Raw genomic sequence first — 16,484 nt, 5'->3', positions numbered from 1 at the left:
TGAAAAGAGATTTACGACCTATCTAAAAGACAGGTCGTGTAAACGAGAGGAGGTTAGATTTTGTTATGCTTCGCAGGAACGAGAGTATCTAACTTGGGATGTTGATTACGTAATTTAAGTAGTTCCACATAGTCACGAATCATAAAAATGCAGAATAAAATCGCAGCACTAGCAATACCGAACCAGAACGCTTTTTGTAAACTTGGAATGAGGGACATTGCGGCAAAGATACAAACCATACCAATAATGGCAACATAACTGAGGTATGGGAAACACCACATACGAACTTTAATTCGTTCAGGGGCAACACGTTCTAGGTGACGACGTAAACGGATTTGAGAAAGGGCAATGATGATATAAACAAATAAAGCTACCGTACCATAGGACTCGACCAAGAAAGGAAAGATACCCTCAGGTGAAAAATACGAAGCTAAAATGGAAATATAACCAAATAGTGTGCTGAATAAGATGGCACGAACAGGGACTCCATTTTTAGACAATTTAGTTAAGGCACGAGGGGCATCACCATTTTTGGTTAAAGCAAACAACATACGGCTTGCAGCATAAACTCCTGAATTTAGACAACTCAGAACCGCAACTAAAATGACAGCATTCATAATATCTGCAACAAAAGGGATATTGAGTACTTTAAGTGCACTTACATAAGGTGTTGCGATATCGGGGCTGCTCCACGGCACAAGGCATACGACTAAAAAGATTGAGCAAACATAAAAGAGCAATACACGAGTGATGACAGATTGAGTTGCCTTAGCAACAGATTGCTCTGGATTTTTTGTTTCTGCTGCAGCAATTGTGACGATTTCAGCACCAAAATAAAAACCAGTAGCCGCAACTGCACCTGATAACACAGGAACCCAACCATTTGGCATAAAGCCACCATGGTTTAATAATTCACCTAGTCCTGAAGCTTGATGGTTTGGCCAGAAACCAAATAAATATAATGAACAAAGGAAAATAAATACCCCAATTGCTGCAACCTTGATAGATGAAAACCAAAATTCAAATTCACCAAAAGATTTGACAGAGAACAAATTGGTTGCGGTTAATAGAACGAGCAGAACCAGACTCACGATCCATTGGGGAATATCAGGTAACCAGTAAGCGAGAAGTTTAGCCCCAACAATTGCCTCAAGGGCAATCACGATCACCCAAAAATACCAATACATCCAGCCTGTCATAAATCCAGCGAGGCGAGATAAAAATGGTGAATCTTGAAAAGCGTAGCGAGCATAAGCATAAAAGGAACCTGTTACCGGTGAAGCAGTGGCTAACTCCCCCAGCATACGCATCACTAAAATGATTAAGGTACCTGTGATGAGAAATGAAAGAATGGCTGCAGGGCCGGCAGATTGAATCACTACTGAGCTACCGACAAATAGCCCCATACCAATGACACCACCAAGTGCCATCATCTGGACATGGCGTGGCTTCAAGCTACTTTTTAAATCTTGGTTTGAATCTGAATCATACATGGCTAACTCCCCTCATAATTTTTATAACCGTATCGTTAGGCTGATCGTTGAATAACACTTAAAGCATTTCGTCTTTTAAGTAATACCAGCGGTACAACAAGGCTTGCCCCAACCGTCTAAAAGGTCGAAATAAATGTGAAGGTAATGGTGACTGATAAATAGGTAGATCAAATTGTGGGCGTTGAATGCCCATTACTCGTTCTGCAAGACGACGTCCTGCCATTGCTGAAAAAGATACACCATTGCCGCCATAGCCAATTGCATAATAGATAGTTTCATCAGGATTAGGCTGTACAATTCGTGGCATCATGTCATGACTGACATCGACCCAACCCCACCATGAATATGCAATTGGTATACCACGCAAGCTTGGGAATTTGCGATAGAGTCCTTCTTTTAAACGCTCTAGATGTATAGGGTTATTTGCATCGGCTCCTGTTAAAGCACTTCTGCTGCCACACTGTACTGAACCATCAGGCAATAAGCGGTAATAATGGCGTAAAGTGCGAGTATCTGTAATGAACGTTGTACTATGTAGGCCTGCTTCTTTAAGCTCAGCAGCTGTTAACGGACGGGTGACAATAGAATTAGATAAAATTGGCATGATTTTGCCAGACAAGCTTGGATGCAAACCATTAGGTGTATAACCACCTGTTGCTACAGCGACTCGTTTAGCTTTGACCGTGCCATGGGGGGTACGTAGATAGTGAATACCATTACGTGTTTCCCAATCTAATACAGGACTTGAGGTATGTACTTTCGCGCCGGCAGCACGCGCTCTTTTTAAATATCCAAAAGCCAATTTTAAAGGATGTACACCAATACCATCAGGTTCGAGTAACGCACCGGCAGCTTCTTGGTCTCCAACAAATTCTTCGTGAAGTTGTTCGCGGCTTAGCATACGAGTGTTATAACCAAACACATCTTTCATGACTTTGCCTTCGTTTTCTAAAAACGCCAGTTTTTTTGCACGATGAGCAATATATAAATGCCCACCATCTTGTGCATCACATTCAATACCAGTTACCAGATGTTTAAAATAATCAAAACCTTCGCGGATTTCTGCATCTAAACGTTTGGCTATATCTAGTCCCCATTTTTCGATCCACTGTGAACGATATAACCGACCAGAAGCATTTTGACCTTGTCCACCATTTCGGCTTGTACAACCCCATGCACTACGATTTGCTTCAAGAACTAATGGCGCAGTGCCAAATTGTTCTGTAAGAGTTAACGCAGTTGAAAGACCAGTAAAACCGCCACCAATAATGACAATGTCGGCCTCTGTATCACCTGGTAATGGGCCATCATCATCGGGAGGTGTTCCAGCCGTTGCAACCCAGTAGGTTGGTGCGTATTGTTCGTTGCCAGTTACGATCTTATCTGTCAACGGATCAAATTTAGCGTTGTAGGTTTTAAAGCCACGATGAATAGGTTCAGATATTGGATCAACTATTTTGTCTAAAGAAGTTAATTGTTGTAATGATTGATTCATGGGCAGGCTCCTTAAGCGGCTGCTTGCACGGGGCGATTTTTACGGAATGCATTTTTGACTAAAATTTTTCCATCTTTAAAGGTGAAAACATCAACCATGTTGGCTTCAATCTTTCCACCTTCAGGGGTTGATGCTGTAAATGTTGTTTCAGAAATTCCGTATAGCGCATCTTCGCTCAACCAGTGTTTACCATTAAGCCACTGTGCATCAGGAAAACTTTTAAAAGTATTTTCAAATGCTTGACGAACAGCTTCATGCCCTTGAATACGTGTACCGTATACCTCATCACCTGCAACTGTTTCAAAACAACAATCAGGATGCATACAGTCCATGAGTTGCTCTACATCGTGTTTATTCCATGCTGTAGAAAAGTCAGTGATTAGTTGCAAAAGTTGAGCTTGGTTCATCTTTTTAACTCCAAATACATACGAATCTTTTTTGATGATTAAACTGTACGGAAATAGAGCAATTAGCCGTAGTACCAGATTTAATGTTTTGATGGAGCCAGATTTAAATTAATTTAAATATTTAAAATTTATTAATTTTTTATGTTTTTCATATATTGGAATGGGTCTTGCATTTGTATTTGTGATGCCAGATTTCGGTAAATCATAGGTCTTCAGAAGCAAAATGCACCATGTTAAGCATTTGGGCTTCAAAATAGGTCGAGAAATGCACTATGGAAAGAGATCAGTTTGTAACAAGTCCAGTAGTACCAGGTATATGGAACGTATTATTTGCAGAGACTGAGCAAAGTGGACTCAATTTGCAGGGACGAATTTGCCGTATGATGTTTACTGCATTAGTACAAGGTTATCTCAAGCCAGATATGGCTGTTCCATCAAGTCGTTATTTGGCAGATCAACTTGGAGTTGGTCGTAATACTGTGACTATTGCATATCAACAACTCGTAGCTGAACGTATTTTAGAGTCTAGGCAACGTAGTGGACACTTTGTGCATCCCAGCTTCCAAATTGATAGTAGTGAAAGCAAAACGATAAAAACGACATCAAAATCTACAGAATGGGTTTCACGCTTTCGTCTTTGCCCATCAGCACAAAGGCATATTAATAAACCCGCGGATTGGATGAGTTACCCATACCCGTTTATATATGGTCAGCCTGACTTTGAAAGCTTCCCGGCTTCATCTTGGCGTGAGTGTGCTGTTAAAGCTTTATCAGCTAAAGATGCATCGATATGGGCAAGGGATATTACACAACAAGGTGATGATACTTTTCTTATAAATGCAATACGGCAACATATTTTACCGACCCGTGGAATTATGGCCAAAGAAAATGAAATATTACTTACGGTAGGAAGCCAGCATGCATTGTATATGTTGGCAGCACTACTACTTAAAGAACAACAAAGTGTTGGTGTAGAAAACCCTGGCTATCCTGATGCACGAAATATTTTTATGTTGCATACACCAAATATTGTACCATTAGCGGTCGATCATGAAGGCGTTACTCTAACAAATGCTGTGGGCTGTGATTATTTTTATGTGACGCCAGGGCGACAATGCCCAACAGGCATCACCATGTCTCCTTCACGCCGTAAAAAGCTTTTAGAACTGGCGGAGCAGCAAGATAGTATCATTATAGAAGATGAATACGATGCACAGGTTTTGGTTCAAAATACTACGATCCCTGCATTAAAAAGTTTAGATCGGCATGGGAGAGTGGTTTATATCGGGAGCTTATCTAAGCCTCTAGCACCAGGTTTACGCTTAGGATACATCGTAGCAGCCCCAGAACTCATTAATGAGTTGCGTCATTTGCGTCGTCTAATGCTTCGGCACCCCAATGTTTTTAATCAAAGAGTATTTGCCTTTTTTATTGATCAAGGTTATTACCATGGCATGTTACGTCGTCAGTTTCAGCTCCATAAATATCGTGGTGAGCAGTTAATATCAGCATTACACCATCACTTTCCTACATGGAACGTTTACGCATTAAATGGTGGCTCGGCATGTTGGATTGATACCCAAAGTGATATCAATTGTACTGTTTTAGCCCAATACGCAGCTAATGTAGGAGTTTTTATAGAGGCCGGTCAGCCATTTTTTCTAAGTACAGATCACCATCAACATTTTTTAAGGTTAGGCATTGGATCTATTACTGCCGATAAAATTGATGAGGGAATTCAGGCTTTAGATCAGGCAGTTAATGATTATAAGAAATACAATTAAAAAAATTTTTATGAGTCAAACTAATTTTTCGGGTAGTGCTTTTAGTACATTTGAAGCGAAAAAAGAGGTGCAAGTGCTACTTTTTTCTCGCTCCAGCTGTTCAATGTGTACCTAATTGATTATGAACTACACATCAATCAAGCATGCAAACATCGCATAGCCATCAATAACCATGGGTGGGCCTGCACGATGAGCACGAAAACCCGCAGCACGTAATAACCGCTCTACCCCCAGAGGAGAGGTGGTAATGAGTTGTTTTGCGCCTTGTTCCCTTGCAAAGTTGATAGATTCTTGCAGAATTGCAATAGAGACGGGCGATGACACAGCTTGACTAGCTGAAGATGGCGGATTTGAGAAATCTACTGCTGAGAATCTTGATAACTCCCAAATTTCTGGTGAGCAAGGAATAGGCATTCCATTAAGTAATTGAGGAAATATCTCACCAAGTAAATAAGGTTGAGTAGTTGGTAGTAATCTGGCACAACCAATAATATTAGATTCTCTATCTTGAGCGACGACATAGGCGGTATCGACTTTGTCAAACTGATCTAGTTCTTCATTATTAGGACAGTTCAACTCCCAACCTAAATATTCAACAAATACCCTATAGCGGTAATTTTTAAATTTAGTATATAGGCCTTCTGAAAAATTATTTTGAAATCCAGCAATAACATTCATTACAAGTGCTTCCACTTATTTTTCAAGTGACTTTACTTAACAGGTGAGGAAGAGGTAACTGTAAGAATTTACAGGTTTCTAAGAGAAATATGGAGTTAATTTAGCCATTGTTTGGGTTGTATTGATTTGAGCATAAATGAACTGTTCCCAGAACAAAGTATCGATTTTCTTTTCAATTAGTGTTTCAGTAACTTCAAATCCAATATCTGTACCAGATACATCAACAAGCATAATATTGCTTCGAGGCAGTCCAATTCTTTTTATACTCGTGATGCCATTGTACTCAATGAATTCCCAATCCCATCCCGTACTTAAAGCTGGGGTCAGTGATGTTGCCCATTCAGTAAAACCATAATAGAGAATTTGAGAATCTTCAATTTGTGTTGATTCAACAATAGATATGAGGTGTTGGAGCGGATAGTTCATGAGCTGGTTTTCATTCATTCGAATAAAACCATCTGCTGATATTGAGAAATGAGGGGGGATGGTGACCATGCTACCTGTTCAAGTGACTTGAATTGGGGTTCAATGGATAAATAACATAAATTATTGCCAATAAAATACTGTTATGTTTAACAGGTTAAATGTAATTGTATGGCATACACCGTTAAGCTGTTCTTACTAGAGAGTTATTCAGCCTTTAAGGCTTACTTATGAAAAAACGAGAATTTTGTAGTTTTAATATGCAAACTGCCTTTTAAAAAATGCTAAGTAGATTGGTGTTGTTATAGATTTTTTAGTGTACATCAAGTCTCATTGTTAAAATAATAATCCTAAGCAAGGTGAGTTGTAATGTAATTGCTTGATTTATTAAATTATTAAAGGTGTATTTAGTTTCTTTACATAATAATTAGTAAAATTATACCGGCTAGATAGTTGATAGAAAATATTGTTTAATTAAATTAATGAAAACTGAATATTAATAATAATTAATAGATCTTCTGATCTTTTTTAAAATACTTATTTTTTGGAATAAAATGCATCCTGTAAAATTTAATTTTTCAAGCATAATCCGCACATGGAATATAACAACCTTAGAAGCTCTCACAAATTTAGTTTGTCTGAATAATTTGCAACCATATCTGGCTTAAAAGAGTTGTTAATTAGATGATGAATTCAAAATCTGAAATTGAGAAATCAGATAAATAAAATTAGGTATCTAAAAGCTTTGTTGAAATAAAGGTAAACGAAGAGACCTACGCTTCAATTGGATTGTTTGAATTCACAATATGCAACTGAACAAAAAATGATTTGTGAATGGAGTCTAATGAGAGTAAATGGAAAATTGGCAAGAGGATTTATTATCAGAATTTCTGATCGTAAAAAATGAATACCAGCTGTTTGAAATCGTTAAATCTACAGCTTCAAAGCTTGGATTTGATTATTGTGCTTATGGTATGCAGTCGCCATTATCTATTGCTGAACCAAAAACGATTATGTTGAATAATTATCCAGAAGCATGGCAAAAGCGTTATGTGGAACAGCAATATGTGAAGATAGATCCAACTGTGCAGCACTGTATGGTATCACTTCAACCTCTTGTCTGGTCGAGCCAATCTGCAAAGACACAAGAAGAAAAAGATTTCTGGGAGGAGGCGCGCTCTTATGGCCTTAATATCGGTTGGGCTCAGTCAAGTCGCGACTTTATTGGAACCAGAGGGATGTTAACACTCGCAAGATCCAATGACCAATTGTCGGAAAAAGAGCAAAAGGCACAATATACAAATATGTATTGGTTGTCTCAAACAGTACATTCTAGCATTGCTAAAGTTGTAAATGAGGTGGAATTCGCTCAGTTTAATCTTTATTTAACGAACCGAGAAAAAGAGGCACTGCGTTGGACTGCTGAGGGTAAAACGTCTGCAGAAATTGCCCAGATTCTAGGGGTGACTGAAAGAACAGTAAATTTTCACCTCGGAAATTCAATGCAGAAGTTAAATGTGAATAATAAAATTTCAGCAGCTATCCGAGCTGTGATGTTAGGACTTTTATAAAGTATACGTATAAACAATACATCTGAATAAAGTAAATGCTTGTAATATTTATATTTTAAATCAATCATTACTATAGCTTATTATAAAAGCTATTTATCTGAGTTTTATTTTAAAATTAAACCAACTGGAAAAATTTAATTTCATATTATTTTAGTATTCATGATCTTATGACGAAAGTTAAAATTAATTATGTTGATTTATAAAAGTATATATGGTTGTGAGAAATTATAATGTTGAAATATGATTTATTTTTAAATGAATAATATGGGTGGATTGTTAATCTATACTTAAATAGCTTATTGCTATAAGAAATTAAATCTCAAAAACTAAAATATCAATAAAAGAATTATACGAGCTAAGAATTCGCTGATGTATTTAAAACTTTTAGACACTTTTTCAACTACTAAAAAAGTAAAGATGAAAATAATTTTAATATTTAATCTAATTGCAAAAAATAGAAATAAGTAAAAGGATTTATAAAAGGTGTCTAGCTTCTCGATTTTTATAAATATAGACCAACCTGTAAGCACTTACAGGTGTAATAAATGATGCCCAACCATAAAATATAATGTGAATTTATATTTTAAACAAAAAGTATATTCATTTTTATTAAAAGCCCCGACGAGAAATGTAATTTCTAAATTAGCGAATTTTAAGGGTGCATTATAATTAATCGGAGTAAGTTATGGCTGTAATGGATACGGATAATATCATTGCAACATTGGAATCCCACGCAAATTTAAATGGAAGTAAGGTTGCTTTCGAGTATTTAGGGCGTCAATCGGGTGGTATTCAGTCTCTTACGTATAAAGATTTGAACGCTCGGGTTCAACATCAAGCTCAGGTATTAATGAATCTTGTAGACAGTGGTGATCGCGCTGTATTGCTGTTTGAGCCTGGGTTGGACTTTATCGTATCGTTCTTTGCCTGTCTAAAAGCTAAAATTATCGCGGTACCCGTCAGCCTACCTTTTAATCGTAATGGTTTTTCTAATATTTTGAATATTATGAATGACTGTGAGCCAAAAATAGTACTCACCACCAAAAAGATTCTTGAGCTATCAGGTCTGATCACATTAAAAGCTCAAAATGAAAGCTTAATATTACATGCCGTTGATGCTGAGCTACAGCGTGATTTGGTACAAAAAGATTTCCCGCTCATTACTGAAAAAGATATCTGCTTCCTGCAATACACTTCGGGATCAACAGGTTGGCCTAAAGGGGTAATTGTTACCCATAAGAATATTATGGCAAATGAAGTCATGATTGCTGAAGCTTTTGGCACACAACCTGAAGATATTGGTCTTACATGGCTACCTGTTTACCACGATATGGGGTTGATTGGTTCAGTTTTGCAAACTGTGTATGTGGGCCTGACTTGCTATGTCATGTCACCGCTAGACTTTATTCGTAAGCCTCTAAAATGGCTGCAATTTATCAGTGAAAAAGGTGTCACAATTACTGGTGGACCAAACTTTGCTTATGAATTATGTCTCCATCGCATCTCTGATGAGCAGGCTGCATCGCTTGATCTGAGCCGTTTACGGGTGCTGTTTAATGGTGCTGAGCCGATCAAGGCTCACGTCATGCAACGCTTCATGGAAAAGTTCAATACCCAGTCGGAACTGAAACTAGATACTTTCTTGCCATGCTATGGACTGGCAGAAGTTACGCTTTTAGTTAGTGGTGTGACTGGTCCTCTCAATGCAATTTCAATCGATCGTGACAAGTTAAATGCCAATCTGATACAGGCCAGTCAAGATCAGACCGCCGTGCAAGTGGTGAGCTGTGGCAAGATCTCGGCACATATTGATTGCCGTATTGTCAATCCGCATACCCGTAAAGAAGTAGCGGCTCATGAAGTTGGTGAAATCTGGCTAGCAGGTGAGAGCGTTACAGCAGGTTACTGGCAGAAGCCAGAGGTCAATCAGGAAACTTTTGCGGCAACTATCATTGATGACGCGGGTCAGCCGAGTCAAGTGCACTACTTGAGAACGGGTGATATGGGCTTTGTCAAAGACGGAGATCTATATGTAACTGGCCGCCTTAAGGATGTGATTATCATCCGTGGCAAGAACTATTACCCGCAAGATATCGAGTGCTCTGTTGAAATGGCACATCCTGCTGTTCGTAAAGGCTGTGTTGCAGCAGTGAATGTTGCTGATTCTGAGGGTGTTACGGTTGTACTTGAGATCAAGAAGAAATCACTAGACAAGACTCTCAATTTTGAAGCCATTAGAACTCAGGTCAAGGAACAAGTGACAGCTGATATTGGCTTACCTGTAGAAGGCGTCTATTTACTGCATCAAGGCCGAATTAACAAAACTACTAGCGGCAAAATTAGAAGAAGAAAAATTAAAGAGCAAATCGAACGCGGTCAATTGGTTTGTTTAACCCATCCAAACCGTAGAACAGTGATTGCTCGAAACTATGTCAAAAACGGCTTAGAAGTCATCCGTGATCGTGAGCAGCGGGGGCAGCTGATTCGTTATAGCTCCAATCTTCTCAACTCAATGATCAAGGAACGTGAAGTACGCGCGCTGATTTTTAATCGTCTGAAAAGTGCTTTGTTTTAACCCTTACCCTTTAATCATTTGAGTGAAAATCCATGTCACTTACATCCAATTTGCGGCAGTTTCAGTCTGCTGCTCGTCTGGAGCAAATTTTAGGCTCCGTACATGATAACAACAACGATTTTTCTTGGTCCGCTGCCATCGAGCGTGATGAGAAGGAGCAATATCCTCAGCGTGCTGTTGATTTTCTGAACGCGGTGGGTATGAACCGTTTCTATGTGCCTTCAGAGCTCGGGGGGCGTATGGAAATTGGTGAAGAGTTGCTATATCTGCATCGTGTGTTGGCACGACGAGATCTAACCATCAATTCGACCTATAGCACGAATGCTTGGTCTGTGATTGTGTGGATCGGCGGTAATGTGAATCAATGCCAAAACATTGCTAGTCGAATTTTAAGTGGTGCTGCTCCAGCATTGGCTTATAGCGAAAAAGCGCATGGTGCTGACCTATTATCTAGTGAAGTGACAGCCCAGTCTGCCGAGAGTAAATACATCTTAAATGGCGAAAAATGGTCAATCAACCGCGCCACTTTAGGAGACTCTTTAAGCCTGATCGCTAAAACATCCAATGATCGTGGACCACGTAGTTTGAGCGCATTCTGGCTTGATAAGCGTCATATGGCTTCTAAAGGAACCTATAGTCTGAACCGCCTGCCAACAGTGGGTATGCGTGGTTTAGATATTAGTGGTATTGGCTTTAACAACGCTGAAATTCACAAAGATGCTTTGATCGGTGAAGAGGGCGAAGGGTTGGAACTTGGACTCAAAACCCTACAGGTAACGCGTGCATATTGCAGTAGTTTCTCGCTGGGGGCTGGCGATACGATGCTACGCATCGCGACTGAGTTTGCCATTGAACGTGAGTTATATAACAAAAAAGTAATCAGTATTCCGTTGGTACGTGAGCAGCTCGCTACAGCCTATGCCTACCTTTTAGCAGCGGAGGTGTTATCACTCGTTGGCGCGCGCGGATTACACGTTTGTATTAATCAGTTCAGTACATGGTCGCCAATCGTCAAGGTACTGGTGCCTGAGTATGTAGAGTCACTTGCCAAGATCACTTCTTCAGTGCTTGGGTCACGTTTCTTCTTAAGAAATGCATATGCAGATGGAATGTACCAGAAAGCATTCAGAGACCATCTGATTGTTAGTGTGTTTGACGGAAGTAGCACCGTTTGTCTAGACAGTCTGAGTTTTCAGCTCAAATCAGCCCATAAAGGTCGTAGCAAAAAAGCCGACCATCTCAACCAAGCCGAAGCCAAAGCACGTTATCGCCAGTTGTATGACTTACAAATGGAGACAGACGCTATTGATTTCCGTGGGCTTGAGATTTTCAACCGAGATGGCGATTTGGTGATGGAGTCGCTGGAGACAATCATTGAAGTGCTCAACGATGCCGAAGCCACAGTAGGGTTGTCTACTGAAATGCTATCTACGCTACGTGAGCATGCAGACCGGTTTCTGGTTGAACAGCGTACATTAGATCAAAAAATTCAGAATTACTTTTCAAACTCTGAGCAAAGCAAAGAGTTTGAAACTTTGCGTTTTAGTCTCGCTCGAGGCTACGCAGAACTGTTTGCCCGCATTGCTGTGCTGGGTTTCTGGGTCTTCAACCGTCATGGCTTAAGGACTGTTTTAAAGGATGGAGCATGGTTGATCATTTTCCTAAATGCTGCTGAAGGGCAGACATCTCCTCCTATTACGTCATTACGTGAAAGCACATTAGCAGATTTGCTAGACCGAATTTCAACCAACCACATGTTATCTGTTATCGATTTCGCATTGGCACCGCGTGATGCCAAACCAGTTAAAGAGGAGATTACCCCATGAATAAGGATAAAGTTTACTGGAGCGCGATCATTCGTACGCTAGTAGCTAAAGAGATGCGTGTAGAGCCTGAGACGATTGATCCAGAGCAAAAATTTACCAGTTATGGTCTTGATTCGATCGTTGCTTTGTCTGTGTCTGGGGATTTGGAAGATCTGACAAAACTGGAACTTGAGCCGACACTGCTATGGGATTATCCAACAATCAATGCATTGGCTGAATATCTGGTTTCTGAGTTGCAACAGGGAGTTGCTTCATGAATAACATTGCGAGCCTAGAACCAAAAATTCTGTCGCGTCATGCGATCTCTGCAGAACAACTTGGTATTTGGTATATCCAGCGTCTTGAGCCAACTTGCAGTGCCTACAATATGGTGGTGGCTTTTGATGTGAAGGTCAACCAGCCATTAGGCAATAAGCCGATGGAGATTTTGGAAGCAGTGTTACATGATTATCCGTTACTACGTGTAAGCATGCCTGCTAATGATCAGGGTATCGAGCAAATCATCTGGGATCGTGTATATCCTAATATCATTCTCTCTGATGCTCGTCATGTTGAAGCTTCTGATTTGACGAAATTAGTCGAACAGGATACCAAGCAACCATTTGACCTAACTCAGCCACCTTTGTGGCGTATCCATTGTTATGAGCGTGGTCAGAATCACTATGTGATTGCAGTTGTGATTCATCATGCCTTAATGGATTTCTGGTCGATTGGTCTATTGCTGCGTGATGTCTGCAAGCGTTTTGGACTGGTAACAGAGTCAAATGTAGTGAACGGAATCGAGTTCGCTCAATATGCAGATAAGCAGAAGAGCAACGTGATCGGTGATGCTGATGAAAGCTTACTGTTTTGGAAAAATGCGTTAAAGCATGCTCCACATGTGCATAGCATTCCACTTGATTATCCACGTCCAGCTGTGCAACAACATAAAGGTAGCTCGGTAATTTTCCGTGTACCTGAGTCAGTATCGTCTGGTCTTGTAAACTTGGCGAAAGATTATGAAATTACCTTGTTCGGTCTTGTATTATCGGGCTTCTATATCCTGCTGAACAAACTATCGAATGAAAATAATCTAGTCGTTGCCACAGCAGTAGCAGGTCGACTTGAACGCTCTTTGCGCAATGCACTAGGACAGTTTGTTAATACAATTGCTCTTAACATAGACATCGATGCTGATCAGACTTTACGTCAATTTACACAGCAGGTGCAGGAACAATTAAAACAGAGCCTCAAGCATCAAAAAGTTGCTTTTTCCAGAGTGGTTGAAGCTGTTTCACCAAAGCGTGATGGCAGTATTAATCCATTGGCTCAAGTTGGAATGTTCTGGGAACGTCTAGGTGGTTTGGATGAGTTTAAAGAATTACTCTTACCAATCCAGAATCTAGCTACTTTAGCTGGTCAAGACTTGACGCTAGGAAGCTTTCCAGTTCGCCAACAAGAAGGCCAACTAGATATTATGCTAGAAATGGGCGGTGCATATCAGGGTGAGCTGGTTGGTGTACTGAAATACAACTCTGAAATATTTTCTGCGGAGTCTGCCGAGAATATGGTGCAACTACTGCAAGTTGTACTATCGGAAATGGTGGCTCATCCTGAACGTAAGATCGTTGAGTTAGATATCGCACCTGATTATGCGAATGGTATTCAGCTAGGCTATCTACGTGGTCAGGTGACTGATTATCCTCGACATGATCTACTGGGAATGATTCTAAAGCAGATCGATGAGCGTGGTGACAATCATGCTATGACCTCTAGAGATCATGCTGTCAGCTATCATGAGTTAGGTCAGCATATTGCTGGGATTGCTGAATATTTACGTGCACATGGCATTACTAATGGGGATCGTGTAGGTCTGATGGTAGACCGCACCGTGCTATTGCCCGCGGCAGTCCTCGGAATCTGGGCGGCAGGAGCAGCATATGTACCGTTGGATCCTAGTTTCCCAAGAGAACGTTTGCATAACATCGTAGAAGATGCTGAACCTAAAGTCATCTTGACTCAAACTGACTTGATGGATGCTCTTACAGTCTCTGTACCACGTCTAGATATCAATCAAGCTGGTGTTATTCCCCTTGAGCAAGTACGTGAGACGCTTGCCTTTGGTGATACCGCTTATGTGATGTACACCTCAGGTTCGACAGGTAAGCCTAAAGGCGTGCGTATTGGGCATCCTTCAATAGCTAATTTCTTGTTGTCTGTGAACGATAGGCTTCACGCAACTGCTGATATGCAGTTATTAGCGATCACGACTTATGCGTTTGATATTTCTGTTGTTGAACTATTGATTCCACTAATGTACGGCGGTGTGGTACATGTGTGCCCACGTGAGATATCTCTAGATGGGAACCTGCTGGTTGAGTATATGCAGGCGAAGTCGATCAATGTTATGCAGGCAACGCCGTCCTCTTGGAAAATGCTCTTGGACAGTGAGTGGAAAGGTATCCCACATCTAACTGCACTTAGCGGAGGCGAAGCGCTAGATCCTGTACTCGCAGAAAAACTACTGAGCAAAGTCAGCTGCCTTTGGAATGTCTATGGCCCGACCGAGACAACTGTGTGGTCCAGTGCAGCTCACATCACCGATGCCAAATATATTGATTTAGGCGAACCAATGGCGAACACCCAGCTTTATGTTCTTGATGAACAGCAGCGATTGGTTCCACGAGGCGTTATGGGAGAGCTCTGGATTGGAGGCGATGGTCTTGCAGTCGATTACTGGCATCGACCTGAGTTGACAGATGCACAATTTAGAACTTTACCATCCCTACCAAATGCTGGTCGACTCTATCGCACCGGAGATAAAGTCTGTCTGCGAATGGATGGGCGTTTGACTCATCATGGACGTCTGGATTTTCAGGTCAAAATCCGTGGATTCCGTATTGAGCTAGGCGAAATCGAGAATGTCCTCAAACAGATCGATGGTATTACAGATGCAGTAGTCTTGGTTAAGACCACAGCCGACAATGATCAGAAACTGGTGGCTTATGTGACTGGACATGATATTGAAATGGCTGGTTTAAAAAAGACTCTGCAAATCCATCTTCCGGCTTATATGGTGCCAAGTACGTTTATCCGATTGGATGAGTTTCCAATGACGGCTAACAATAAGTTAGATCGTAAAGCATTCCCTGAGCCAGTGTTTGAGCAGAGCAACGATTATGTTGCTCCACGCGATTCGATTGAAATCGAGTTATGTACTACCTTTGAGCAGATTTTGTCAGTCAAGCGAGTTGGTATACATGATGATTTCTTTGAATTAGGTGGGCATTCATTACTGGCTGTGAAACTTGTCAATCATCTCAAGAAGGTATTTGGTACCGAATTATCAGTTGCTTTACTTGCACAGTACTCAACTGTTGAGAGTTTGGGGGAGATCATCCGTGAAAATAAAGAAATCAAACCTTCAATCGTAATCGAGCTGCGCCGCGGAACTTATGAGCAGCCGCTATGGCTCTTCCATCCGATTGGTGGCAGTACCTTCTGTTATATGGAACTCTCGCGTCATCTCAACCCGAACCGTACTTTACGTGCTATTCAATCTCCGGGTCTGATTGAAGCAGATGCTGCTGAAGTGGCGATTGAAGAAATGGCGACACTCTATATTGCTGAAATGCAAAAAATGCAGCCTCAAGGGCCTTATTTCCTCGGTGGTTGGTGTTTTGGCGGTGCGATTGCATACGAGATCAGTCGTCAGTTGCGTCAAATGGGGCAGCAGGTCACAGGGATTGTCATGATCGATACACGTGCTCCAATTCCAGAGAATGTGCCTGAAGATGCTGATGATGCCATGCTTTTGTCTTGGTTTGCTCGTGATTTGGCTGTGCCTTATGGCAAAAAGCTGACGATATCAGCGCAATACTTGCGTGAATTGAGTCCAGATCACATGTTTGATCATGTGCTTAAAGAAGCTAAGGCCATCAATGTCATACCTCTGGATGCTAATCCATCAGATTTCCGACTTTACTTTGATACCTATTTGGCGAATGGCGTCGCACTTCAGACCTATTTCCCTGAGCCTGAAGATTTTCCGATCCTCTTGGTTAAAGCCAAAGATGAGTCTGAAGATTTTGGGGAAAGTCTCGGCTGGGATCATTTGATCAAAGATACGCTTACACAAGTGGATCTACCTGGTGACCATTCATCGATTATGTTCGCTGAGAACGTTGCGGCTGTGGCCAAAGCAATTGATCAGATGTACCCAATTCCTGCATAAGAAATACAAGAAGGTAGAA

At 40.8% G+C, this 16,484-nt stretch carries 11 protein-coding genes; 6 read left to right on the top strand and 5 right to left on the bottom strand.

The genetic code is table 11. From position 1 onward, the window contains the following. Positions 1 to 53: 53 nt before the first annotated feature. From H7R46_RS18010 to H7R46_RS18000, 3 genes are read right to left on the bottom strand one after another with little or no spacing between them, the layout of a single operon-like run. A complete protein-coding gene (locus tag H7R46_RS18010) occupies positions 54 to 1,493 on the bottom strand; it encodes an amino acid permease (protein WP_005071933.1) in 1,440 nt (479 codons plus the stop codon). A 58-nt stretch (positions 1,494 to 1,551) separates the two neighbouring features. Next, positions 1,552 to 2,988, bottom strand: a complete 1,437-nt coding sequence (locus tag H7R46_RS18005) for an NAD(P)/FAD-dependent oxidoreductase (protein WP_182924229.1) — start codon at positions 2,986 to 2,988, stop codon at positions 1,552 to 1,554. Positions 2,989 to 2,999: 11 nt separating this feature from the next. Further along, positions 3,000 to 3,395: a nuclear transport factor 2 family protein gene (locus tag H7R46_RS18000; RefSeq protein WP_005804779.1), complete on the bottom strand. Its 396-nt coding sequence runs from the start codon at positions 3,393 to 3,395 to the stop codon at positions 3,000 to 3,002. 272 nt (positions 3,396 to 3,667) lie between these two features. On the opposite strand from H7R46_RS18000, the gene H7R46_RS17995 reads away from it, so the two are divergent. Further along, a complete protein-coding gene (locus H7R46_RS17995) occupies positions 3,668 to 5,179 on the top strand; it encodes a PLP-dependent aminotransferase family protein (protein WP_005804778.1) in 1,512 nt (503 codons plus the stop codon). 126 nt (positions 5,180 to 5,305) lie between these two features. On the opposite strand, the gene abaI is transcribed toward H7R46_RS17995, so the two are convergent. Then, positions 5,306 to 5,872, bottom strand: coding sequence for an acyl-homoserine-lactone synthase AbaI (gene abaI / locus H7R46_RS17990; protein WP_005804777.1), 567 nt, complete (start codon positions 5,870 to 5,872; stop codon positions 5,306 to 5,308). A 63-nt stretch (positions 5,873 to 5,935) separates the two neighbouring features. Further along, positions 5,936 to 6,352, bottom strand: a complete 417-nt coding sequence (locus H7R46_RS17985) for a DUF4902 domain-containing protein (RefSeq protein WP_005079551.1) — start codon at positions 6,350 to 6,352, stop codon at positions 5,936 to 5,938. A 782-nt stretch (positions 6,353 to 7,134) separates the two neighbouring features. On the opposite strand from H7R46_RS17985, the gene abaR reads away from it, so the two are divergent. The 5 genes from abaR (at position 7,135) to H7R46_RS17960 (ending at position 16,465) form a co-directional block, all read left to right on the top strand. Then, the gene (gene abaR / locus H7R46_RS17980; RefSeq protein WP_086260856.1) at positions 7,135 to 7,851 is read left to right on the top strand and encodes a LuxR family transcriptional regulator AbaR; all 717 of its coding nucleotides are present in this window, start codon (positions 7,135 to 7,137) and stop codon (positions 7,849 to 7,851) included. A 685-nt stretch (positions 7,852 to 8,536) separates the two neighbouring features. Further along, positions 8,537 to 10,426: a fatty acyl-AMP ligase gene (locus H7R46_RS17975; protein ID WP_086260857.1), complete on the top strand. Its 1,890-nt coding sequence runs from the start codon at positions 8,537 to 8,539 to the stop codon at positions 10,424 to 10,426. Positions 10,427 to 10,476: 50 nt separating this feature from the next. Further along, on the top strand, positions 10,477 to 12,252 hold the full coding sequence (locus H7R46_RS17970; protein WP_086260874.1) for an acyl-CoA dehydrogenase family protein: 1,776 nt from the start codon (positions 10,477 to 10,479) through the stop codon (positions 12,250 to 12,252). Then, positions 12,249 to 12,509 carry an acyl carrier protein gene (locus H7R46_RS17965; protein WP_002118032.1) on the top strand — a complete coding sequence of 87 codons (261 nt, stop codon included), beginning with the start codon at positions 12,249 to 12,251 and terminating at the stop codon, positions 12,507 to 12,509. The genes H7R46_RS17970 and H7R46_RS17965 overlap by 4 nt, the downstream gene beginning before the upstream one ends. Continuing rightward, on the top strand, positions 12,506 to 16,465 hold the full coding sequence (locus H7R46_RS17960) for a non-ribosomal peptide synthetase (protein WP_086260858.1): 3,960 nt from the start codon (positions 12,506 to 12,508) through the stop codon (positions 16,463 to 16,465). The genes H7R46_RS17965 and H7R46_RS17960 overlap by 4 nt, the downstream gene beginning before the upstream one ends. Positions 16,466 to 16,484: the final 19 nt, after the last annotated feature.

Source organism: Acinetobacter sp. BEC1-S18-ESBL-01 (genome assembly GCF_014169935.1).
Lineage (GTDB): Bacteria > Pseudomonadota > Gammaproteobacteria > Pseudomonadales > Moraxellaceae > Acinetobacter > Acinetobacter pittii.
This window is presented reverse-complemented; position numbering and strand designations above follow the sequence as displayed.